This is a genomic window from Actinotalea subterranea (assembly GCF_008364845.1).
Classification (GTDB): domain Bacteria; phylum Actinomycetota; class Actinomycetes; order Actinomycetales; family Cellulomonadaceae; genus Actinotalea; species Actinotalea subterranea.
Map to the genome: position 1 here is coordinate 21,753 of NZ_VTTP01000012.1, position 22,970 is coordinate 44,722.

A 22,970-nucleotide genomic window follows, 5' to 3' on the forward strand; every position below is an offset into this window, starting at 1 on the left:
GAGGCCCTCAGCGCACCGGGATGTCGGTGAGCCGGAACGCGCGCTGCCCGAGCCCGCCTCCCACCTGCACGGCGATCTCGTCGAGCTCGCCCACGTCGGGGTAGATGATGCTGAACGTCCGCGTCGCACCCGGCGCGAGCGTGCCGTCGGTCTCGAGGTCGGTCGCGGGCAGCCACTGCTCGTGGCCGTCGGCGCTCACCGCGTCGAGGTAGTCCATCGGGTAGACGGCCGTGGACCCCCGCAGCATCACGACGCCGGAGGCGGATCGCTGCACGGAGTAGGCGTCGCCGCGGTAGTGCCACACGCCCGCGAGGAACGCGACGCCGTCCTCGGCACCCTCGTCCACGGGGCTGATCTCCAGGTCGAGCACGACGTGCCCGTCGACGCGCCGCGCCTGCGGGGCGCGGATCCGGTAGGTCCCCAGGTCCTCGACGAGGACGCCCTCCGCACCCGTGCCCACCGGGCCCTTGTCGAACGGGGGCAGCTCGCCGTCCGTCGTGACCTCGACCGTCCGGGTCGTCTGCGAGGTGAGCGTCAGAGCCACCCGACGGTTCGCCGCGCGACTTGCCTCGTCGGTGCCCGGGACGAGAGGCTCCGACTCGCCCCGGCCCTCGACCTCGAGGGTGAAGGCCGTCGTGTCGATGCGCTCGGCGAGGGCGGCGGCCACGGCCTGCGCCCGCCGGAGCGAGAGGTCCTGGTTGTACGCGTCGCTCGCGACGTCGTCGGTGTGGCCGACGACGCTGACGGTGCCCGGCTCCCGGCTCGCGAGGTGGTTCGCGGCGGCGTCGAGCGCGGCCTGCGCGACCTCGGTCAGGTCGGCGGAGTCCACCGCGAACAGGACGTCCGACCCGAGCGTGACCTGCACCTCGTCGGTCGTCGTCAACGTCTGCACGGCGCCCGCGAGCTCGGCCGTGAACGACTCGAGACCGAGGACGGGGGCCTCGGCCACCGTGTCGAGGTCGAGGGGCTCGACCTCCTCCACCGGCGCGGGGCTCGCGGCCGGGTCGCCGTCGGCGTCCGTCGGCGCGGAGGCCGGCAGCTCGGGTGAGGGCACCTCGCCGTCGACCACCGCGACCCCCGGCAGGTACGGGCCACCCGGCACGAAGACGCCGAGCGAGGTCACGTCCTCGGGCGGCGCGGCGTAGGCGGTCTGCAGGCGCATCGTCGTCCCCGGACCGAGCGCGATGAAGTCCTGGCCGGTGGTCACGGCGCGCCCGTCGGCGTCCTGAGCGACGGTGTGCACGACGTCGCGGTCGAGGTCGAGCAGCCGCAGGCCCGACAGCGCGGGCAACGTCAGGACGGGGACGCCGCTGAACACGCTCGACAGGAACGCGTCGTCACCACCCGTGTCCTCCATCGCGAGGTCCATCGTGAGCACCACGTGCTCGCCGACCCGGACGATCGGCAGGACGTCCACCGCGACCTCGGCCCCCGCAAGGTGCAGCGTGGTGGTCGCCGCGACCGCGGACGTGTCGACGGGCGCCGGGGTCGACGCCTCGCCCGACGGTTCAGGCCCCGGCTCCCCAGCGCCTCCTGTGCACGCAGCCAGCAGGACGAGCACTGCGGCGCCCGCGGTGACGCCCCGCCGGCCCATGGTGTCGAGACGCACGAAAGCCCCCATTCCCGGACAGATCAGCCGCCCACCCTACCGACGCGCGGGCGCGATCCGGCGCACGGGCCCGCACACCGGCGGCCGACCGGCGACGGTCCCGCGCGGGTGCGGGCCCCGGCGGTGAAACGCTACCCCGGCCGGTGGACATGAGGGTGGTGTCGACCTCAGGAGCGAAAGGGGCACCGTGGACTCCCCCGAGGAGCTGTTCACCACCCTGTTCGAGAGCACCCACCAGGCCCTGCTCGCCTACGCGGTGCGGCGCGTCGCCGACCCCGCGGACGCGGCCGACGTCGTCGCCGAGACCTTCCTGGTGGCGTGGCGCCGGCTCGACGACGTGCCGCCCGGCGACCAGGCCCGGCCCTGGCTCTTCGGCGTCGCGCGGCGGGTCCTCGCCAACCTGTACCGGGGCGAGCGGCGGCGGACGGCGCTGGCCGAGAGGCTGCGCGAGTCGCTGTCGGAGGTGGTCGTGCCGCCGGACCTCGCACCCGTCGAGGTGGCGATGGCCGCGCTGCGCCCGGACGACCAGGAGCTCCTGCGGCTCGTCGCCTGGGAGGAGCTCGCACGCGACGAGATCGCGCTCGTGCTCGGCATCCCCAAGGCCACCGTCCGGGTGCGGCTGCACCGCGCCCGCCAGCGGCTCGCCGCCCAGATGGCGGCGCTCGAGCGCGACGGCTCCGTGCCGCCGCACGTGCCGGCTCCCCGCCGGGCGGGCGACACGCAGCAGCGGGGACCGCAGGTGACACGCAACGGCACTGACGGACATGTGGTGATCGGACGGGCACCGGCCCGCCTGGGAGTGGAGGAGGCCCGATGAGGAACGACGACGTGCTCGCGCAGCTCCGCGGGGCGGACCCGGCCCGCGGGGCCGACCTCTCCCGGACCGACCGAGGGGCGCTCACCGCCCTGCGCGAAGGGATCACCATGACCGCACGCACCAGCACCTCCACACGTCCGGCCCGACGCCTGGCCACCCGGGGCGGTGTCGCACTCGTCGCCGGCGTGATGCTCGTCGGCGGTGGCGCCGCGTACGCCGCCTATGAGCGGCTCTACGTCGGCGGCGCCGCGGACGGGATCACCTGCCTGACGCAGTGGAGCGACTGGCCCTCGTCGTCCACGGGAGGGCCGGAGCTGACCGGCGACCCGGTGGCCGACTGCCAGCACTACAACGACCTCGAGGGCGTGGAGCCCATCGCGGACCCGGTGGCGTTCCGGTTCGAGAACATGCTCTTCGTCGCCCCCCGCGGGGACGTGCCCGAGGGCTCGACCCTCCTGGCGGCGCCCACCGCCCAGGACGAGGCCCGGCGCGAGCTCCAGGCGTCGCTGCACGACCGTGTCGACGGTGTGAGCTCGCGGTGCATGACCGCCGACGAGGCGGCCGGCTTCGTCACCGCCGAGCTCGAGCGGCTGGCACTCACCGGGTGGCAGGTGGAGATCACGCAGAACGAGCCCTCGGCCGATCGCCCGCTCGACGTCTGCGCCAGCGCGTGGGCCGACGAGGCCGGCGCCGACGTGGTTCGCGTCACCCCGAACTCCATCCCTGCCCCGGAGGTGCTGGAGGCGAACGGGGACGTGGTGCCGTTCGTCTTCACGCTCGCGGACACGCTGCGTCAGGCCGTCGCCGAGCAGTGCGTCTCGCTCTCCGTGGCCGAGGACGTCGCCACGGCGGCGATCGGCGCCGAGCACCACTGGCCGACGACCGCGATCGTCGACCCCGACGCGTCGTGCACGCGCGTCGACATGGAGGTGGGCGGCAGCATCCTCGTGACGCTGCGCGGGCCCGAGGTCGCGACGCCGTAGCGCGCCCCAGATGCGGTGGTGCCCCCGGACCGCTGGGTCCGGGGGCATCGCCACGCCCGGCCGGGACTACGGTGCACCCCCGCCCTCACCTGCACAGGGGACAATGGGACGATCGCTCGCACGGCACGGGGGACGTGACGGGGACCATCGAGCAGGCGAGGGCAACGAGGCATGGCGACAGGGATCCGCGTCGGGGTCGTCGAGGACGACGCCGCGGGCCGTGAGCTGATCACCGCCCACCTCGCCCGGTACGAGCGCGAGAACCCCGGCGTGACGTTCGACGTGCGCACGTTCACCGACGGTCTCCACGTGATCCGTGGCTACCGGCCCGAGTTCGACATCCTGTTCCTCGACATCCAGATGCCCGGCCTCGACGGCCTCGAGACGGCCCGGCGCATCCGGGTCCTGGACTCGAGCGTCGTCCTGGTGTTCGTCACGAGCAGCACGCAGTACGCGATCAAGGGCTACGAGGTCGACGCGCTGAGCTACCTGGTCAAGCCCGTCCCCTACTTCGCGTTCTCCCAGGAGCTCAAGCGGTCGCTGAGCCGCGTGGTCCGCTCGGGCGGCGACTCCCTGATGCTCACGACGGCGGGCGGCATCGCGCGCGTCGAGGTCGCGGACGTCGTGTACGTCGAGAGCAACAAGCACCGGATCGCCGTGCACACCCTCAACGGCACGTACCAGCTCACGGGCACGCTCGCCGCGTTCGAGGAGGAGCTCGTCCCCAAGGGGTTCTTCCGCCCCAACAGGTGGTTCCTCGTGAACCTGAGCCACGTCACGGCCGTGGACCAGACGAACTGCCGCATGGTCGGCGGCGCGGAGCTCCCCGTGAGCCGGGCGCGCCGGAGCGCGTTCCTCGGTGCGCTCGCGGACCACGTGGGCGGTCACGTCCCGTGATCCAGGAGGTCCTGCCCGACATCCCGCGGGAGTACACGGCGCTCGCCGAGTGGGCCGCGGTCCTCGTCTACGTGCTGGTGGCCCGCAAGCGTCTGCCCCGCCCGCAGCTCGTCGCGGTCATCACCGTCGGGCTGCCGGCGCTCTGGGGGGTCCAGCTGCTCGCGGCCGCGCTCCCCCGGCCGCTGTGGACGCTCGGCATGGCGCTCGCGGTCGCGGCGATGTACGGGCTGCTCGTGGCGTGCGTCGACGTGCCGGTGCGCGACGGCGGGTACTTCGTCGCGCGGGCGTTCGTGCTCGCCGAGCTGGTCGCGTCGCTGCACTGGCAGCTCCACGCGTACTTCTTCCCGACGACGCCGTCCGGCAGCCCGGTGCTCCGCGGGCTCCTCCTGGTCGCGGTGTACGGCGGCGGGTTCGCGCTCGCGTTCGTGCTCGAGCGGCGGCACGTGCCGCGGGACCAGCCGCTCGCCGTCGACCGCCGGGGGCTGCTCAGCACCGTCGCGATCGCGGTCATCACGTTCCTCATGAGCAACATCAGCTTCCTGAGCACGAGCACCCCGTTCAGCGGGCGCCTGGGCCTCGAGATCTTCTACATCCGCACGCTCGTCGACCTCGCCGGGTACGTCGCGCTCTACGCGCAGCAGGGCCAGCGGCTCGAGCTGCAGCGCGCCAAGGAGGTCGAGGCGATCAACCGCCTGCTGCACTCCCAGCACGAGCAGTACCTGATGTCCAAGCGCAGCATCGACGAGGTCAACCGCAAGTACCACGACCTCAAGCACTGGATCACGGCGCTGCGCGCGGAGACGAGCCCGGAGGCCAAGGCGGGGTACCTCGACCAGCTCGAGGAGTCGCTGCGCGGCTACGCGACGCGCACGGAGACGGGCAACGGCGTGCTCGACACGATCCTGACGACCAAGTCGGCCGTGTGCGCGGACCACGGCATCACGCTGACGTGCGTGGTCGACGGCTCAGCCGTGGCGTTCATGGACGCGATGAGCCTCAGCGCGCTGTTCGGCAACGCGCTCGACAACGCGATCGAGAGCGCCCGGCGGGTGCCGGACCCGGAGCGCCGGCTCATCCGGGTGGCCGTGTACACGCAGGAGGAGCTCGCGCTCATCCGGTTCGAGAACTACTTCGAGGGCGAGCTCGAGTTCGCGGACGACCTGCCGCGCACCACCAAGGACAACGCGGAGCAGCACGGGTACGGCCTGAAGAACATGCGCCAGGTCGCCGAGGGGTACGGCGGGTCGCTGACGGTGCACGCCGAGGACGAGTGGTTCGCCGTGCGGGTGCTGCTCCCGCGTCCGGTCAGCTGAAGCCGATGGCGCGCTGCGCGACCCGGTAGGCCAGCACGGACACCCGGCGGCCGGCCGGGCCGGGCAGGTTCGAGAGCTGCCCGAACGCGGACCATCGCACGGTGCGGTACAGCCCCGGGTCATGGCGCCGCAGCTCCGACCAGAGGCGGTCCTTCTCGGCGAGCGCCGCCGTCGTGCCCGCACGGATCAGCAGGATCGAGGAGACAGCGCAGACGATCTTGACGTAGTGCAGGAGGTAGGCGCGCAGGCGACGGTCGGCGACCGCGGTGCGCGAGACGTGCTCGAGCATGAGCCAGTTCACGCGGAGCTGCTGGTCGATCCGCTTGAGCATCACGGACTCCTGGACCGACTGGTCGGCCCGGCCGATGAAGTAGCGGTAGAGGTCCACGTCGAGGTAGTAGAGCGTCCGGACCCGGGCGAGCGGCACGAACGCGTAGAGGTTGTCCACGTAGAACGTGTGCTCGGGCAGCCGTAGGCCGGTCGCACGCAGCACGGCCGTCCGGTAGGTCAGCGCGTGCATCATCAGGTACTGCCGCTTGGCGAAGTGCCCGGTGTCCGCCCAGCCGATGACCCGTCGCCGCGGCAGGGCACCGCGGTACCGCACGGCCGTCTTGGTGCGCTTGCCGACCTTCTCGTACACGAAGTTCGCGACGAGCAGGTCGACGTCGCGGTCCTCCTCGACGAAGCCGCGCAGCGTCGTGAGCACCTCGACGAGCGCCGGCCGGTCCAGCCAGTCGTCGGCGTCCACGACCTTGAAGTACGCACCGGTGGCCAGCTCGAGCCCCGTGTTGATCGCCGACCCGTGGCCGCCGTTGGGCTTGCTCACGAGCCGCACGACGCCGGGGTGGCGGTCCACGTACTCCTGCGCGAGCGCCGCGGTCCCGTCGGTGGACCCGTCGTCCACCACGAGGACCTCGAGGTCCGTGCCGAACCCGACGAGCGAGTCGAGGGCGCGCGCGAGGTACCCCTGCGCGTTGTAGGCCGGGACGACGACGGTCAGGAGCGGGTTCACGACGGTCGCACCACCACGGGCGCGCCGGCCGCCTCGGGCTCGGGCACCGTCCGGAAGATGACCTTGAAGATGGGGAAGAAGACCCAGAACGAGATGGCCGCGTTGATGATCATCGTGACCACGTCGGCGAGGGTCTCGCCCGTGCCGCCCAGCGCCCACGTCTCGATGAAGAGGTCGTAGATGGGCGTCTTGTACAGGCCCTGCGCCGCGGCGGCGATGAGGGTGATGACGACGTACGCGATGGCGTACCAGGTGGCCGCCTTCGCGATGGACGAGTTCGACTTGAACGTGATGGTCCGCTGGGCGAAGAAGTTGATCACCTGCGCCACCAGCAAGGTGATCTGCACGGCCAGGAAGTATGCCAGGCCACCCCCGCCGGCCGGCAGCGCGCCCGCGGCGTAGTCGAACACGTAGTACTGCGACCCGTCCGGGTTGGACCCGACCGGCCAGAGCTGGAACGTGGTCTCGACGAGCGGCGTCATGCCGAACACCCACTTGAGCAGCGGCATGAGCGCGAGCTGCAGCACCGTGATCCCGTTGCTGAGCATGAAGAACACGACGAACTGGGCGAGGCCGGGACGCTTCTCGGCGAATCGACGCCAGGCGTCGCGGAGGCGGGTGATCATGAGAGCTCTCTCGTTCGCGTGTGGGATCAGGTGGTGCCGCGCAGGGCGCGGACGGTGGCTCGGTTGGCACGGCGGTTGCGGAAGAAGCCGCGGAGCGCGGCGCGGGCGCCCGACCAGAAGCGGCCGTTGACGATGCGGACGATGCCGTCGACCATCTCGGCGCTGACCATGCCGTTCGTCATCTTCCCGATGGCCCGGAAGGGCATGTTGAGCAGGAACAGGATGTTGAGGTCCGGTGCGCCCTTGCGGTCGGCGACGTCGCGCCGCCACGCGAGGAAGCGGTACGCGAGGCGGGCCAGCGGCGAGCGCGCGTCAGCCATCCGACCCAGCGCGTCGTTCACCGTGAGCGGGCCCGTCCCGTCCGTCACGCGCGCCGGGCGGCCGAGGAGCGCCTCGAAGTCCGCCTCGGGCACGCGCCGCACGTCGCCGGTGCGGTACCGCTGGGGCACGTCGTCCTCGCGCGCGGGCACGGTGCCCGTGACCTCGACGGCGACGGTCAGGGCCAGGTCGTCGACGTTCGCGCCGGCCAGCACCTCGTACGTGCCCTGCTGGACCTGCCACGCGCCGGACGCCGTGTCCCAGTGCCTGAAGGCCGCGTCGCCGAGCGGCACGGAGACGGTCGCGGACTCACCCGGTGCCAGCTCGACGCGCGCGAAGCCCGCGAGGGTCCGGTCGGCCCGGTGCACGCCCGGGGTCGTCCGGCGCACGTACACCTGCACGACGTCGGCCCCCGCGACGGCGCCCGTGTTCGTCACCGTCACCGTCGCGGCGTCGGGCGTCGCAGTCAGGTCCGTGTACGCGAAGCTCGTGTAGGACAGCCCGTAGCCGAACGGGAAGGTCACCGGGACCCCGGCCGTCGTGTAGTAGCGGTAGCCCACGAACAGGCCCTCGCGGTACTCGGCGGTGCGGCCGGTCGCCGGGAACGTCTCGGCGGTCGGGGTGTCGGCGAGCGCCACCGGCACCGTCTCGGCGAGGCGCCCCGAGGGGTTGACCGCACCAGTCAGGACGTCCAGGAGGCCCCCGGCACCCGCCTGCCCCGACAGGTAGCCGTGCAGGAGCGCCTGCGCGGACCCGAGCCACGGCATCTCGACGCCGCCGCCGCCGGCGAGGACCACCACGGTGCGCGGGTTGACGGCGGCGACGGCCTCGAGGACCTCGACCTGCGCGGCGTGCAGCGCGAGCGTCGACCGGTCCAGGCCCTCGGACTCCGCGATCTCGTCGAGCCCGAGGAAGAGCAGCGCGACGTCGGCGCCCCTGGCGACCTCGACGGCCTCGTCCCGCAGGGCCGCGTCAGGCTGCCCCGCCCGGTGGAACCCTGCCGCGAAGGCCGTCATCTCGAGGCCCGAGCCGTCGATCACGTCGAGCACGGAGTCGAGCCGGGTCGGGTTGACCGCGGAGGACCCGGCGCCCTGGTAGCGGGGCGTGCGGGCGAAGTCGCCGATCACCGCGACCCGGGTCCCGGGCGCGAGCGGCAGGAGCGCGTCGTCGTTCTTGAGCAGCACCGCGCTGCGGGCGGCGACCTCGCGGGCCAGCGCGTGGTGCGCGTCGAGGTCCACGGCCGGTGCCGGGTCCTGCGGGCTCCGGGCCTCCGCGACGAGGCGCAGCACCTCGGCCGCGCGTGCGTTCAGGTCCGCCGCGTCGAGCCGGCCGGAGCGGACCGCGTCGACGATCTGGCGCGCCGAGTCGAGGCCCGCGGCGGGCATCTCGAGGTTCGAGCCCGCGGCCACCCCGGCCACGACGTCGTTGGAGCCGCCCCAGTCGGTGACGACCACGCCGTCGAAGCCCCACTCGTCGCGCAGCACGTCGGTGAGCAGGAACCGGCTCTCGTTGGCGTACACGCCGTTGACCAGGTTGTACGCGGACATGAGCGTGCGCGGCCGGGCCTGCGTCACCACGATCTCGAACGCGCTCAGGTAGATCTCGCGCAGCGTGCGCTCGTCGACGACGGAGTCCGAGACCATGCGGCGCAGCTCCTGCGAGTTCGCCGCGTAGTGCTTGGGGCACGCCGCGACGCCCTGCGACTGGATGCCGCGCACGTAGCCCGCAGCCATCCGGCCCGCGAGGAGCGGGTCCTCGGAGAAGTACTCGAAGCTGCGCCCGCCCAGAGGCGACCGCTTGACGTTGAGGCCCGGGCCGAGCAGGACGTCGACGCCCTGCGCGGCAGCCTCGGCGCCCAGCGCACGGCCGACGCGCTCCGCGAGCTCGACGTCCCACGTGCTCGCCACGGCCGACGCCGTCGGGAAGCACGTCGCGGCCTCGGACGCGTTCAGACCGAGGTGGTCGGCGGAACCGACCTGCTTGCGCACCCCGTGCGGGCCGTCGGCGAGCCACAGGGACCGCACGCCGTGGCGCGGCAGGTCGTACGTCTCCCACACGGACTTGCCGGTGAGCAGGACGGCCTTCTCCAGCAGCGTCAGGTTCTCGATCATGGCTTCCTCGATCCTTCGCGGCGGCCGGGACGGCCCTGGACCGTGCCGGCGCGGCGCGGCTGCTCGTCGACGACGTGCACGGTCTCTCCTTGCTCTCGCGGGGCGGTTCCTGCTGGGTGGCTGAGTGGCTGGTCGGCTGGGTGGTGCCTGGCGTGCGGCGGACGGGGCGGGTGCGCCCCACCGTCGGGCCGGCGGTGGTGGGCGCCGGCCGGCCCGACGGGGGCGGCCGTCGGGCCGGAGCACCGGGTACGGGTCCCGATCGGGGCCGTGCCGGCGCTCCGCCCGACGTCGGCGGTGGCGGCTACCTCGTGCCGCGGTCCCGACGGGCCTGCCCGGGCTCGGCGTCGGCGGCCCCGGCCGTGGCGGCTCGGTGACGCAGCACCCGGCGGGTGACGAGCAGCCCGCCGCCGACCACGAGGAGGCCGAGGAGGATCGACGCACCGATCTGCACGTACACCCAGGTGGGAGGCGTGTACTCGACGGTTGCGCCCGGGGCCAGCCCGTTCATGGCGTTCGAGTTGGCGACCGTGAACAGGATGTTGTGGGTCGCGTCCCGGATGTCCGTGACCGCCTTGGCTGACGTCGTGTCCGCGAAGGACTTCGACGGCTGGAAGGTCAGCGTCAGGTCCGTGCCCGCGCTGATCCCCTGGTTGGGGTTCATGTACGGGTACAGGTTGAAGTCCGAGATCGCGAAGCCCTCGAAGCCCCACTCGGTGCGCAGCACGTTCGTCATGAGCGCCTCCGAGCCGCCGCTCCAGGTGGCCCCGATGCGGTTGAACGAGCTCATGACGCCGCCCGCGCCGATCGTCGTCTCCGAGATCGTCCCGTCGTCGTCGGACACGTACTGGACGTCCATCGTGACGTTCTTGACGGCCATCTCGAACGGCTTCAGGTAGACCTCACGGATCGTCTGCTCGGTCGCCCACGTGGCGATGCCGTTGTTGACGCGGTTGGTCTCCTGCTCGTTGAGCGCGAAGTGCTTGAGCATCGTGTAGACGCCCTTGGTCGCCGCACCGTTGGCCACGGAGGTCGCCATCGCACCCGAGAGGAACGGGTCCTCCGAGTAGTACTCGAAGTTGCGGCCGCCGAACGGCGAGCGGTGCAGGTTCATCGCCGGCGCGTACCAGCCGTTGAGGCCCTTGTGCAGCGCCTCGTTGCCGAGCATCTCCCCCATCGCCGCACCGAGCTCGACGTCCCACGTCTGTGCGATGAGGAACTCGGAGGGGTAGGCCACGCCGTTGATCGAGGAGTTGATGAACGAGGAGAACCCTGCGGGGCCGTCCGGCTCGACGGTCTGCGGCTTGGCGATCGAACCGATCGCAGCCGTCTGGTAGGCGCCGTTGAGGAGCATGCCCGTCATGTCGCCGACCGAGAGGGAGTCGAGCAGCTCGTCCCACTGCGGGTCGTCCTTGGGCAGGCCACGCATGTCGATCAGCGCGACCTCGGAGCGCTCGCCGGTCGACGGCATCTCGCCCTCGAACGCGTCCGCGGCGGCCTCGTGGTCCCATGCGGCGAACCCGGCGGCGACGGCCTCGTCCGCGACGAGGAGGTCACCCGTGGGCGCCGTCGGGAACGTGCCCGCGAAGTCCGCGCGGGACATCGACAGGATCTTGCCGTCGGTCGGCTCGGTCGCGAACTGGGCCGAGACGTCGTCGAACTGGTTGGTGACCTCGGCGAGGTCGGTCGACCGGTGGTTCTCGCCCGAGTACACGACGTCGGAGTCGACGGTGTAGTCGATGGGCTCGGTGCCGGGGGCGACGGTGTGCGAGTCGGTGCGCACGCTCAGCGTGTAGTCACCGGCCTCGAGGACGTACGCCGCGGCGTCGAGGTGGTCGTAGGAGGCCATGTCCTCGACGGCGAGCTCGATCGTGACCTGCTCGCTCGCGCCCGGCTCGATGACGCCGGTCTTCGCGAACCCGCCGAGCACGACCTCGGCCTTCTCGATGCCGCCGTCCGTGTAGGGCGCCGTGTAGTACAGCTCGACGACGTCCTTGCCCGCCGCGGCACCGGTGTTGGTGACCTCGACGGTCACGGCGATCGTCCCGTCGACGTCGCCCAGCTCGGTGCCGACGACCTCCCACGCGAAGTCCGTGTAGCTCAGGCCGTAGCCGAACGGGTAGACGACGGCCTCGTCGTAGTCGATGAAGCCCTCGGCCGCCGCCGTCTCGTAGTAGCGGTAGCCGAAGTAGATGCCCTCGGCGTAGTTCACGAAGGGTGCGTCGCTCGTGACGGTCGCGTTCGACGTCGCGCTCTCGACGGCCGAGACCGGGTAGGACGCCTCGACGTTCTCGTAGACGAACCCGCCGAAGTTCACGAACGTCGGGTCGGCCGTGAAGTCCGCCGCCCACAGGTCCGAGGTGCGGCCCGACGGGTTCACGTCGCCGGACAGGATGCGGCCCAGCGCGTTGAGACCCGTCGCGCCGGGCGAGCCGGCGAGGAGGATCGCGTCGACCTCGGGGTCGTCCTGCAGCGCGCCCATCTCGATGGTGGTCGAGGCGTTGACGACGACGACCACGGTCTCGAAGCTCGCCTTCGCGAGCGCGATCAGGTCCTTCTCGTCCTTGTTGAGCTCGAGCTGGTGCTGGCCGTCCTCGGCGTTCTCGTCCCAGTCGCTCATGTCCTGCGTGAGGTCGCCACCCTCGCCGCCGGGGCGGCCGATGTAGACGACGGCCGCGTCGGAGAACTGCGCGAACGAGGACGACTGCGCCTCGTACTCGCCGACCGGCAGCTCGCCGATCATGTAGCTCGACGCGCCGGGGTTGTCCATCTCGATGTACCCGCGCGGGTTCTCGGCCACGAACGCCTCGATCACGCCGAACACCTGGTCGTTGACCTGGAATCCCGCGTTCTCCAGCCCGGCGCGCGCGGTCACCGCGGAGTTCGTGTCGACCGAGCCGGAGCCCGAGCCGCCGAACACCGGGTCGGCCGCGGCACGGCCGAGCATCGTCACGCTCGCGCCGGACGCGAGGGGCAGCGAGCCGCCCTCGTTCTTCGCGAGCACGATGCCGGCGCCGGAGATCTCCTCGACGAGCGCCTGCGCGGCCGCGTCGACCTCGTCGATGTCGGCGTAGTCGGACTCGTAGTACTCGGTGTCCCAGCCCGCCGACTCCTCGGAGTTCGTGAACGTGTACGTCCCGGAGCCGAACTGGGACGCGACCCAGCCACCGGCGACGTTCAGGGCCACGTTCGCGACGACGACGAGCGCCGTCACCGTGGCGAGCACGGGGACCCAGATCCACAGGAACTTCTTGTTGGACATCGGCTTCTTCGCTCGATCGGCGGTCTTCGCCTTGGCGTTCACAGCATTCCTCCTTGAGTGCGGCCGGCGATCAGGCTGTGCGGGACGACGGCGTCCGTCGTCCCGCAGCGATCAGCCGGCCGTGCGGCACGGACGGTGGCCGCGGCGGGCGTGCGGCGCCCGTCCGGGCCTCGGTCGCGGGTGCCCGCTCCTCAGGGGACTGGGGGCGGGCACCCGGCCCTGGGCCCGCAGGACGCGGGGGTGCGGGACGACTACTTGGTGACCTCGGTGATCTCGCCGTCCTGGTCGATCTGCCACGTCTTGCCGGTCTCGGCCGAGTCGGCCTCGATCGTGTACGTGCCGTCCGTGATCGTGATGGTGCCCTGGACCCGGGAGGCTGCGTCCGAGTACGAGTAGGGGACGACGAGGAGGCCGTACTTCACGGTCGGCGCCTGGACGTCGCTCGCGAGCATGATCTGGGCCCAGCTGTCGTCCTCGGCGAGTGCGTCGGCGACAGCGGTGCGGGCGTTCTCGAGGTCCTCCGCGACGTCGACGTCCACCGTCTCGGTCTCGGCGGCGTCGCCGCCACCACCCGAGCCGGTGTCGCTGTCGCTGCTGCACGCGGTGAGGCCGGCTGCGCCGGTGAGGGCGACCAGCAGGCCGAGGCCGGTGGTCAGCACCTTGTGTCGCTTCACTTCTGCTCCCTTGATGAGTTCTGGTCCGGGCCCACCCCGTGACCGGTGCTGCCCGCAGGCGGCCGGCGGCGTGCCGCCGACCACCTGCGGTTGGTGCTGCTACTCGGAGATCTGACCTGCGTAGTTCAGGCCGAACCCGAACGTCCAGTCGTTGCCTGCGGCGTCGACGTACGTCGTCATGTCCTGGCTGACACCCTCGGACTGGGACTCGACGGCGTCCATGTCCAGGGGGAAGCCGATCGGCAGACGCCCCTGGGGCTCGTGCAGCCCCGCCGCGACCGTGAGGGTCGCGAGGTCGCTCACGCCGAACCCGACCAGGACGGCGTCGGACTTGGCCTCGAACTCGGCCGGGACGACCGGGTTGTTCGCCTTGACGACGGTGACGACCGGGATGTCCTTGCCCGACGCCTCGACCGCGGCGAGCGCACGCTCGAACGCGTGGATGTCCGCCTCGTTGGAGATGCGCGACGTGTTGCCGAAGTACGAGCGGTTCTCCTTGGTGCCGTCGGCGAGGACGTCCCCACCGATCGACGTCGTCCGGACGTTCGCGCCGTCAGCGGTGTACGGCGCCCACTGGAGCGAGAGCGGGTACCACGCCTTGGTCTCGGGGTCCTGACCGGCGGCGTTGAACGGGCCGCCGTTGTTCGGCGAGCGCAGGCCGACGAGCACCAGGTCCACGTCGGACAGGTCCGGGGCCGTCTGCGAGACGACCTTGCCCTCGGCGTCGAGCTCGACGGTGTCCGTCAGGACGGTGCCGAAGATCTGCTCGGCCGCCTCGACGCTCAGCGACGGGCCCTCCGTGTAGACCGCGGGACCGAACAGGCCCGACATGCCCGTGTCGTACGTGTGGGGGATGTAGACGGTCTTGTCCGACCAGTCACCCTCCGCCGCCTCGGCGATCGTGCCGTCGTTCTTGACCATCACGACGGAGCTGAGCTGGGCGTTGAAGCCCGCCTCGACGTTCTCGGCGGAGCCGACCGTCGCGAGGGACTCCTCGAGCTCGACGAACGGCGAGTCGAACAGACCGGGCGCGAAGTACATCGTGAGGATGCGTGCACCGGACTCGGCCCAGCGCGTGTCCGCGTCGACCTCGACCGTGCCGGCCTCGAACTCGGCCTGCCACGCGTCGTACGCCTCGAGGATGTGCTCGGAGGTGTTCACGCCACCGAACATGTCGATGCCGTTCTTCAGGACCGCGACGTAGCGCTCGACGGGGGTCATGCTCTCGGCGCCCCACGCGGTGCCGAGGAACGCGCCCTCGTCGGTGATGCCGGTCATGACGGCCCAGTCGGTGACGATGGCGCCCTTGAAGCCGATGTCCTCACGGATCTGGCGCATGAGCTCGGTGTTGTACGCCGTGCCGATGACCTGCTCGCCGGCGACGGGGTTGCCGTCCTCACCGAGCATGATCGAGTAGGCGGTCATCATCGCGAGGGAGTCGGTCGCCGCAGCGAACACGGACGCGTGGTCGTCGAGGCCCTCACCCGGGACGGCGTACTTGCCGACGCTCGTGTGGGACTCGCGGCCGCCCTCGCCCGAGCCGTCGCCCGGCGCGTGCTTGATGGTCGTCGGGACGCTGTTGACGCCCCAGCCCACGTTGGTGCCGTCCTCGTCGTACGTGCCCTGGAAGCCCTTGACGTACGCGGCGGCGAGCTCGCCGGCCAGCTCGGGGTTCTCACCGAGCGTGCCCGCGACGCGGAGCCAGCGGGGCTCGGTCGCGAGGTCGATCTGCGGGCTCAGGGCGTTGGAGATGCCCAGGGCGCGGTACTCGTCGGAGACGACCCGGCCGAAGTCCTCGACGATCGCGGGGTCAGCGGTCGCGGCGAGGCCCAGGACCGACGGCCACAGGGAGACGCCGGCGCCGGTCTCGATGTACTCCGAGCCCGACTGCGCCTCGGAGCGGGGGTCAGAGCTGAAGTTCGCGGGGATGTACGGCTCGTCCTCCGTGGCGATGGACTCGACGTACGCCTGCATCGCGTTGACCCAGGTGACGTTCTCCGTCACGTCGGACCCGCCCGCGTTCAGCACGTTGCGGAGCTTGTCCTGCGACAGGTAGGTCTCCTGCGCCTCGGTGAGGCCGTCCGCCGGGGTGCGCTCGTGGGAGCTGAAGAGCATCAGCCCGGAGATCTGCTCGGTGGTCAGCTGGGACGCGAGGTCGGCGGCACGCTCGCTCGCCTCGACCCGCCAGTCCTCCCAGACGTCGAGCTCGCCGTTGGCGTTCATGTCCTTGAACGCCAGGGTCGAGCCGTCGACCTCCTCCTCCAGCAGCGTGATGCCGCTGTCGGCACCGAAGGACAGCGTCGCGCCGTCGCCGGGGTTCTCGACGATCGTGAAGGCCGTCGTGCCGTCGGTGACCTCACGCTCGACGTAGTGGTTGGCGTCCGTCGTCGCGTCGGGCTCCGGCGAGGTGGCGGTGCAACCCGCAAGGGCGACCAGGGCGAGTCCGGCGACTGCTGCCGTCCCCTGGACACTCATCGTCTTGCCGGCGCGTCCTCGCGCCGTTGTCGTTGTCTTCATCGACCTTCCCTTGTGGACTAGCGGCCCTGCCCCCGCGGCACCGGCATGGCCGGTCGTCGGAAGGGCCGGCGGGAGTGCGCGACACCGCGCACCCTGCGAACCGATCGCGGCCGCCGGACGAGGTTGTCCTTCGGCTGCGCGGCTGACGCTAGCCACGGGCCGGTGCGCCGATCCGGGCCGTTGCACGAACGGTCGGTCTGGACGCACGAACGGTCCCGCAGGTCACGGCCAGATCACGGCGAGGTCACGGAACGGGGCTCTACCCTGACCTCATGTACGACACGGTGCTCCTCGACATCGACGGCACCCTGTGCGACCCGGGGCGCAGCATCCTCACCGCGGCGCAGCACGCGCTGAGGCAGCTCGGGGTCGACGAGCACGACGAGGCGGCGCTGCGGCGCTTCGTCGGGCCCCCGCTTGAGCCCTCCTTCCGCGACTACTACGGCTTCGCCGAGCCCGACGTGCAGGCCGCCGTCATGCACTACCGGGAGCACTTCTCCGACCACGGGATGGCCGAGTACCGCCCCTACCCCGGCATCGCGGAGGCGCTCGAGGAGCTGAGGGGCCGAGGGCTGCGCCTCGCCGTCGTCACCGCGAAGATCCAGCCCTTCGCCGAGCAGGCGCTGCGCACGACCGGCCTGCTCGGCTTCTTCGAGCTCGTCAGCGGACGCGCACCGGACGAGGTCGTCGAGAAGTCGGTGACCCTCCGCGCCGCCCTGGCACGCCTGAGCCCAGCGCCCGCCAACCCGGTGATGGTCGGCGACCGACGCCACGACGTCGAGGCCGCACGAGCCAACGACATCGAGTCCATCGGGGTCCTCTACGGCTACGGCACCCGCGAGGAGCTCGAGCACGCCGGCGCGACCCACCTGGCGGCGGTGCCGGCCGACATCGTCGACGTGGTCGCTGGCCGCTCCTGACCGGGACGGCCGAGCGCGTGGCACTCAACCCTCGAAGACGTAACCGACGCTTGTGAGCGCCGGCCATCACGCCCGGGGCCGTGGCTCATCGAACGACGGCGACGGCGTTCACGCCGTCTCCGCAGCCGCCTGATCTCGCCCGTCGAGGAGAGCCGCGAGGAGCCCGACGAGGGCTGCCACGACGAACGCCTGGAGGTGGTGCGGCGGTGCGGCGCTCATCCCGTGGACCCCGTCCAGCCGGCCGAGAACCGAGGCGGTCGCCCACCACGGCAGCAGCGGCGCCACGTAGCCGCCGACGATCACGCAGAGCGCGACGACCCGGAGGCGACGCCCGGCGTCGGCGCCCAGCTCCGCGGTCCTCGCGATCGCTCGCAGCAGAGGGAGGAGCGCGACCGCAGCGACGAGCACGGCTGCACCGCGGACCAGGACGTCGGCCCGCGAGAGGAACCGCTCGCCCAAGGACGCGTCGGGGGCATGGATCACGACGATCCCCAGCGGGTCCGACCGCGGGTCGGTGTCGGGCGCTCCACCTGCCGGTACTCCGCTGACGCGCACACCGTCGAACGGCTCCCCGCCCACATCGAGCGCTAGGTCGGCACCCAGACCGTCGGAGGTGGTCAGCCGCACGGGCACCGCGACCTCTTCCAGGACGTCCCCGGCCGCGTCGAGCATCTGGAGCACACCGACCATCACGCCGATCGCACCGAGCACCACGAGCACCGGGCCCAGCACCGCGGCGACCCGCTGCCACGCCGTACCAACCGTCACGACATCAACCTCCCGTCGCGCAGCGTAGTGACGGGAGCAGACGGTCGATGACCGCCGACGCCGGGCAGCCCGTCGCCGGGTGCGTCAGTCGGCGAGGGCCAGCTCGTCGACCACAGCGGCCACGCGCGCCCGCGCCGCCGCGTCGAGCCCTCGCACAGGCCTGGGCAGGCTGTCCGGCCCGACGAGCCCGAGGTGCTCGGCGACGGCCGCGGAGACCCTGAGGCTGCCGTGCTCCGCGATCAGCGCCCAGAGGGGCGCGAGCCGCGCCGACTCCGCGGTCGCGGCGGCGTGGTCGCCCGCGAGCGCCGCTCGGGTGAGGGCGAGCGCGGGTGACGGCAGCGTCCCGGCGATAGCCGAATACCAGAGGTCGCAGCCGGCGATCAGTCCGGTCGCCGCGAGGCCGTCGCCGGAGATGCCGAGGGCGACCGAGGGCGGGACGCGGTCCCGGATCGACCGGACGCGAGCCGCAGCCCGAGCCGGGTCGGTCGGGCCGCCCGGGATCTTGATCGACGCGACGCCTGGCAGCGCCGCGACCCGCGCGTAGAGGTCCTCGCTGAAGGTGACGTGGGTGGTGCCGGGGTTGTCGTAGACGACCAGCGGTACCGAGAGCCCCGCGGTCACGTCCTCGAACAGCCCGAACACCTCGTCGTGCCCGAGGCGTTGGTACGTGACGGGTGCGAGCAGGACGGCGCGCGCTCCTGCCTCCTGGGCGTCGTCGGCCAGACGCTGCACCTGGGAGGTCCGGAGCGCGCCGATGCCGACCATCACGGGGACGTCGCCCGCGTGCTGCACGGCGAGGCTCGCGACGCGGCGCCGCTCGTCGCGGTCGAGGTACATGTAGGAGCCGGTCGACCCGAGCGCCGTGATGGAGTCGACCCCCGCCGACGCGAGTCGCTCGACCAGGCGCGCGAACGCCGGCTCGTCGAGGGCGTCGTCGCGCAACGGCGTGAGAGGGAAGGCGCTGAGGCCGGTGAACATGGGGGCTCCGTCCCGGTCGGACGCACCATCGTGCACGACGGCGGCGCGCGCACGTCAGGCCGACGCTCCGGGGTGCCCGCGGCCCACGGCTACGCCATCGCGCGCCTGAGGGTGCGCCTGCGCTGTCACTAGAATGTCCGGTCGTGCAATCTAATGTACGATGGGCACTATTCTGACAGGAGGCGCGATGGACTGGCGCAGACCCACCGAGGCACTGATCCCGGGCCTCGAAGGAGCGGCGCTGCGACAGCTCTACGCGGTCGACGCCCCGCAGACGGCCGGTGACGTGCACGAGCGCGCGGGAACGGGCTCTCGCAACGGCATCCGCTACGCGCTGGACCGGTTGTCCGACCAAGGCATCGTGGTGCGCACCACCGTCGGCAACACCGCCGTCTACGAGCTCAACCGGGACCACTTGGCGTACACCGCCTTGGACGCGGCTCTGCGCACCTACAGCCCCTACGCCGAGCTCCGAGACCGGCTCCGCACGCTCGCCGGCGGCTGCACGTGGAACGGTCCCCTGTTCTCCTTGGCGGTGTACGGGTCGGTCGCGCGCGGTGAGGCCGGCCCGGACTCCGACGTCGACCTGCTGCTGGTCCTGCCGGACGGACGCGACGCCGACGACGCACAGGTCGACGACCTGGTCGAAGCCCTCCACGTCGCGGTCAGGCGGTGGACCGGCAACCGCGCCCACGTCAACGTGCAGAAGCTGAGTCAGGTCCACATGGCGGCGGCCGAGCGCAACCCGATCTTCATGTCCTGGTTGGGTGACGCAGACTTCGTGTTCGGGAAGGACGTCGTCGCGCAGGCGAAGGGGGCAGTGGGATGAGCCCACGCCACACGGGCCGCGTGGCGGACATGACGACTGCCGACGTCCGAGTCCGCGCAGCCGCCGCACGGAAGTTCCTCGAGGTCGCCCAGTCGCCGAGGAGGACGACACCAGCTACCGCCTCGTCTGCGCCTCGCTCGCGGTTCTGTCGGGCATCGCGGCGAGCGACGCCATCTGTGGACAGGTACTCAAGCAGCGCTCACGCGGCCAGGACCACCACCAGGCAGTCGAGATGCTCCGCACCGTGCGAAACGCCGGGCCTGCCGCGAAGGCCCTGTCGACGCTTCTCGACATCAAGGACGCCGCCCAGTACGGCACGGATGGCCTGCCGGCGGACAAGACCGCACACGCACTCAGAGCCGCAGAAGCCGTCGTGGACCAGATGGAGGCAATCCTGCGCTCGTGAGCCACTCGGACACGAGGAGCGGTCAGCCGTGGCTGAAGAGCACCGCCCCGTTGCCGTCGCGCACGACGGCCCGCATCGCGTCGACGTCCAGCTCGACGGTGAGGGATCCCTCCCCATCCTGCGCACGCGCGACGTACACGTAGCGGTTGGTGGTGAGCTCGACCTTCTCGGTGCGGGCGTGGACGAGCCACGGGTGGCGGCGGCGCAGGCCGATGAGGTCCTGGTGCACCCGGTACATCCACCGGCCCTCGTCGCCGTGCGCGCCTGGGTGCTCGCGCAGGGCGGGGCGCACGGTGTCGTCGCCGCCGAGGCGCTCCTCCTTGACGCCGGTGAACGCGAGCTCGTCGCCGTAGTACACGGACGGCACGCCGCCGGTGGTCATGAGGACGACGAGCGCGAGGACCGCGCCGCTGGCGCCGACCCTGCTGGCGATGCGGGTGACGTCGTGGTTGCCGACGAACGTGTGCGGCGTGAAGTGCTCGAGGAACCCGTTGTGGCGGGTGAGGCACCAGTCGAGCTCGAAGAAGTTGCGGTCGAGCAGCGAGCCCCACACCGCCTTCCACAGCTCGTACTGGGTGACGGAGTCCATGCCGGAGGCGGTGACGACACCGGCGTAGTCGCCGTGGATGACCTCCCCCACGATCCAGGCGTCGGGGTGGTGGGCACGGACGGTGGGCAGCACGGCCGCCCAGAACTCGGGCGGGACGGCGTAGGCGGCGTCGAGCCGCCAGCCGTCGGCGCCCCGGTCCAGCCAGTGCCGCATGACGGTGGTGACGTACTGCACGACCTCGGGACGGCTGTGGTCGAGCGCGACGAGGGTGCGGTGGCCCTCGAAGTCGGCGGCGCGAGGCCCGCCGGGCGCCTCCCAGTCGATGCTGAAGTACGGGGCGTAGCGACTGCCCGACCCCTCCCGCAGAGCCTGGACGAACCAGGGATGGCCGGCCCCGACGTGGTTGAACACCCCGTCGAGGACGAGGCGCAGCCCTCGCTCGCGGCACGCTGCGACGAGCGTGTCGAAGTCGTGGTCATCGCCCAGACGACGGTCGATCGCGAGGTGGTTGGTGGTGTCGTACCCGTGGGTCTGCGACTCGAAGATGGGACCGAGCGAGAGCCCGGACGCGCCGAGCCCGACGGCGTGGTCCAACCAGCGGCCCAGGTGCTCGAGACGGTGGCCGGCGTCGTCGGGCGAGCGGTCGCGGACGGGCGCGCCCGTCATGCCCAGCGGGTAGACGTGCCACAGGACGCAGTGCTCGACCCAGCCCATGCGATCTCCTTATTGAGGCAGACTCACTAACGAGGAGAGGCTAGTTCACCTGCGGTAGCGTCCACAAGGTGCAGCGACGCGACACCCGACCCCGGCGACGCCTCGACCCCGAGGAGCGCCGGGAGGCGATCCTGGCGGCCGCCGTGGACGCGTTCGCCGCCCAGCCCTATGACCGCGTCGGCATCGCGACGCTCGCTGCCGACGTGGGCGCGTCCGAGGCGCTCGTCTACCGGTACTTCACCTCCAAGGCCGACCTGTACGCCCACGTCGTGCAGCTCGCGGTCGATGACCTGCGCACCCGGCAGGCCGCTGCGCTCGCCACCATCGCCCCCGGCGCCCCCGCCCGGGACACGGTGCGCACCTCCCTGCACGTCTACCTCGACCACGTGCGTGACCACCCCACCGGGTGGTCGGCACCGCAGCTCGCCACGCACGCGGAGCCCGAGGCTGCCGCCGCAGTACGCCGTGAAGCCCGCCGCGACTGGGTCGAGCGCCTCGCCACGCTGCTGCGCCCAGACGGCACCGGGCCCCGCGACGACTACGCCCTGTGGGGCTTCTATGGCTTCGTCGACGCCGCGTGCCTGCACTGGGTGACCCGCGGGTGCCGCGACGAGGAGCGCGGCTCCCTCGTCGACGCCGCCCTCGGCGCCCTGGAGGGCGCGCTCGGCGACTGGGGCCGCTGAAGAGCAGGGCGGGCACCAGCAGGAGGCCCCTCAGCACACTCCCGCACGGGCCGAGGCCTGCCGACCATGTGGCACGGCAAGGACCGTGCCCGAGGGGTCGACCGTGTCGCCGATCCGCAGCCCCGAGGATGCCACCGGCGCCTACTTGTCGGCCGTGGCGGGCGGCACCCCGTACTCCGGGTTCGTCAGATCGCCCCAGTCGCCGAACGGCGGCCGGTCGAGCCAGAAGCCGTCAACGGGCGCATCTGTGAGCTTCGCCGTGTGAAGCATGCCGTCCTTCTCGTCGAACCGGACGGTCCCGGTCCCGTCAGGCCGGAACTTCTCCTTGATCGTGCGCGTCGCCTGACTGCGCAGATGACGGGCATCTGGATCTGGGTAGACGTAGGTCACGGAGATCCAGCGCCACAGCCGCTCACCTATGGCGTCGTAGTCGGTGGACCGCCACACCGATCCACCCGGCGTGAAGAACTCGACCCGCACCCGTCTCGTCGAGGACCCGAAGATCACCCAACGGGGCCGCGGCGTGCCGTCAGCGTCCCTGGTAGCGGCGTCGACGACAGAGACGAGGCCCTGAGCGTCGTACCCCGCATCCCAACGCGCCCGAGCGTCCCCGACGGAGAGCCACTGGTGACCCGGGAAGGGCCGGCGGCTCGTCGCCACCCAACGCGTCGTGTAGAGCACGTCCTCGCTCACAGGGCTCCGTTCCTCGCGCGACCTCGCACTCGGCCCCCCAGAGGGCCCGCTCCTCCCGCCACGCCAGGCGGGTCGCTCGTGCCATCACCGTAGGCGCCCGCCAGCGCCGGACACGGGTGGAGACGCAGAAACGGGTCGAACCCGTGGGTTCGACCCGTTCTCGATCTGCTGACAGATCAGATGGCGGGGTGTCGACAGAACTGCGTGACCTGCAGTGACGGGGGGTCTCTCGGATGCGTCTGAGAGCGCGGCCTCGCGCCACATTCTCAGTGGCCTGACCTGCGAGAACACAC

19 protein-coding genes are annotated in these 22,970 nt (G+C 71.7%); 8 read left to right on the forward strand and 11 right to left on the reverse strand.

Translation table 11 applies throughout. The annotated features are described in order from the left end of the window. Nucleotides 1-7 precede the first annotated feature (7 nt). Nucleotides 8-1,609 (reverse strand): OmpA family protein, encoded by a 1,602-nt coding sequence (locus FZ988_RS16175; protein ID WP_149205075.1) that lies wholly within the window; start codon nt 1,607-1,609, stop codon nt 8-10. Nucleotides 1,610-1,796: 187 nt separating this feature from the next. On the opposite strand from FZ988_RS16175, the gene FZ988_RS16180 reads away from it, so the two are divergent. The 4 genes from FZ988_RS16180 (at nt 1,797) to FZ988_RS16195 (ending at nt 5,619) form a co-directional block, all read left to right on the forward strand. Then, entirely contained in the window at nt 1,797-2,426 is a 630-nt protein-coding gene (locus tag FZ988_RS16180) for an RNA polymerase sigma factor (RefSeq protein ID WP_149205076.1), read from the forward strand. Next, nucleotides 2,423-3,409 carry a hypothetical protein gene (locus tag FZ988_RS16185; protein ID WP_149205077.1) on the forward strand — a complete coding sequence of 329 codons (987 nt, stop codon included), beginning with the start codon at nt 2,423-2,425 and terminating at the stop codon, nt 3,407-3,409. The genes FZ988_RS16180 and FZ988_RS16185 overlap by 4 nt, the downstream gene beginning before the upstream one ends. Before the next feature lie 171 nt (nt 3,410-3,580). Next, nucleotides 3,581-4,306 (forward strand): LytR/AlgR family response regulator transcription factor, encoded by a 726-nt coding sequence (locus FZ988_RS16190; RefSeq protein ID WP_149205078.1) that lies wholly within the window; start codon nt 3,581-3,583, stop codon nt 4,304-4,306. After that, entirely contained in the window at nt 4,303-5,619 is a 1,317-nt protein-coding gene (locus FZ988_RS16195; protein ID WP_149205079.1) for a sensor histidine kinase, read from the forward strand. The genes FZ988_RS16190 and FZ988_RS16195 overlap by 4 nt, the downstream gene beginning before the upstream one ends. Here the strand turns inward: FZ988_RS16195 and FZ988_RS16200 are convergent. The 6 genes from FZ988_RS16200 to FZ988_RS16225 all read right to left on the reverse strand — a co-directional run bounded on the left by FZ988_RS16200 (nt 5,612) and on the right by FZ988_RS16225 (nt 16,136). Beyond that, nucleotides 5,612-6,631: a glycosyltransferase family 2 protein gene (locus tag FZ988_RS16200; protein ID WP_149205080.1), complete on the reverse strand. Its 1,020-nt coding sequence runs from the start codon at nt 6,629-6,631 to the stop codon at nt 5,612-5,614. The two genes, FZ988_RS16195 and FZ988_RS16200, sit on opposite strands and share 8 nt — an antisense overlap. Then, nucleotides 6,628-7,257, reverse strand: coding sequence for a hypothetical protein (locus FZ988_RS16205; RefSeq protein WP_188079144.1), 630 nt, complete (start codon nt 7,255-7,257; stop codon nt 6,628-6,630). The genes FZ988_RS16200 and FZ988_RS16205 overlap by 4 nt, the downstream gene beginning before the upstream one ends. Before the next feature lie 26 nt (nt 7,258-7,283). Continuing rightward, a complete protein-coding gene (locus FZ988_RS16210) occupies nt 7,284-9,686 on the reverse strand; it encodes a glycoside hydrolase family 3 C-terminal domain-containing protein (protein ID WP_149205081.1) in 2,403 nt (800 codons plus the stop codon). A gap of 301 nt (nt 9,687-9,987) precedes the next feature. After that, entirely contained in the window at nt 9,988-12,987 is a 3,000-nt protein-coding gene (locus FZ988_RS16215; RefSeq protein WP_246169568.1) for a glycoside hydrolase family 3 C-terminal domain-containing protein, read from the reverse strand. 209 nt (nt 12,988-13,196) lie between these two features. Further along, nucleotides 13,197-13,619, reverse strand: coding sequence for a hypothetical protein (locus FZ988_RS16220; RefSeq protein WP_149205082.1), 423 nt, complete (start codon nt 13,617-13,619; stop codon nt 13,197-13,199). A gap of 99 nt (nt 13,620-13,718) precedes the next feature. Then, entirely contained in the window at nt 13,719-16,136 is a 2,418-nt protein-coding gene (locus tag FZ988_RS16225; RefSeq protein ID WP_149205083.1) for a glycoside hydrolase family 3 N-terminal domain-containing protein, read from the reverse strand. 272 nt (nt 16,137-16,408) lie between these two features. Here FZ988_RS16225 and FZ988_RS16230 point away from each other — a divergent pair, with 272 nt between their 5' ends. Beyond that, nucleotides 16,409-17,056: an HAD hydrolase-like protein gene (locus FZ988_RS16230; RefSeq protein ID WP_149205084.1), complete on the forward strand. Its 648-nt coding sequence runs from the start codon at nt 16,409-16,411 to the stop codon at nt 17,054-17,056. A 108-nt stretch (nt 17,057-17,164) separates the two neighbouring features. On the opposite strand, the gene FZ988_RS16235 is transcribed toward FZ988_RS16230, so the two are convergent. Continuing rightward, nucleotides 17,165-17,824, reverse strand: coding sequence for a hypothetical protein (locus FZ988_RS16235; protein WP_149205085.1), 660 nt, complete (start codon nt 17,822-17,824; stop codon nt 17,165-17,167). 84 nt (nt 17,825-17,908) lie between these two features. Further along, nucleotides 17,909-18,802 (reverse strand): dihydrodipicolinate synthase family protein, encoded by an 894-nt coding sequence (locus FZ988_RS16240; protein WP_149205086.1) that lies wholly within the window; start codon nt 18,800-18,802, stop codon nt 17,909-17,911. 187 nt (nt 18,803-18,989) lie between these two features. Here FZ988_RS16240 and FZ988_RS16245 point away from each other — a divergent pair, with 187 nt between their 5' ends. Together FZ988_RS16245 and FZ988_RS18620 are read left to right on the forward strand one after the other, a co-directional pair. Continuing rightward, a complete protein-coding gene (locus tag FZ988_RS16245) occupies nt 18,990-19,631 on the forward strand; it encodes a nucleotidyltransferase domain-containing protein (RefSeq protein WP_188079145.1) in 642 nt (213 codons plus the stop codon). A 232-nt stretch (nt 19,632-19,863) separates the two neighbouring features. Beyond that, the gene (locus tag FZ988_RS18620) at nt 19,864-20,037 is read left to right on the forward strand and encodes a hypothetical protein (protein ID WP_188079146.1); all 174 of its coding nucleotides are present in this window, start codon (nt 19,864-19,866) and stop codon (nt 20,035-20,037) included. A gap of 22 nt (nt 20,038-20,059) precedes the next feature. Here the strand turns inward: FZ988_RS18620 and FZ988_RS16250 are convergent, their stop codons facing one another. Then, a complete protein-coding gene (locus tag FZ988_RS16250) occupies nt 20,060-21,301 on the reverse strand; it encodes an alpha-amylase family protein (protein WP_149205088.1) in 1,242 nt (413 codons plus the stop codon). Between the two features lie 68 nt (nt 21,302-21,369). On the opposite strand from FZ988_RS16250, the gene FZ988_RS16255 reads away from it, so the two are divergent. Further along, a complete protein-coding gene (locus tag FZ988_RS16255) occupies nt 21,370-21,984 on the forward strand; it encodes a TetR/AcrR family transcriptional regulator (RefSeq protein WP_149205089.1) in 615 nt (204 codons plus the stop codon). A 141-nt stretch (nt 21,985-22,125) separates the two neighbouring features. Here FZ988_RS16255 and FZ988_RS18625 read toward each other — a convergent pair whose 3' ends face one another. Next, nucleotides 22,126-22,464, reverse strand: a complete 339-nt coding sequence (locus tag FZ988_RS18625; RefSeq protein WP_188079147.1) for a hypothetical protein — start codon at nt 22,462-22,464, stop codon at nt 22,126-22,128. Nucleotides 22,465-22,970 lie beyond the last annotated feature (506 nt).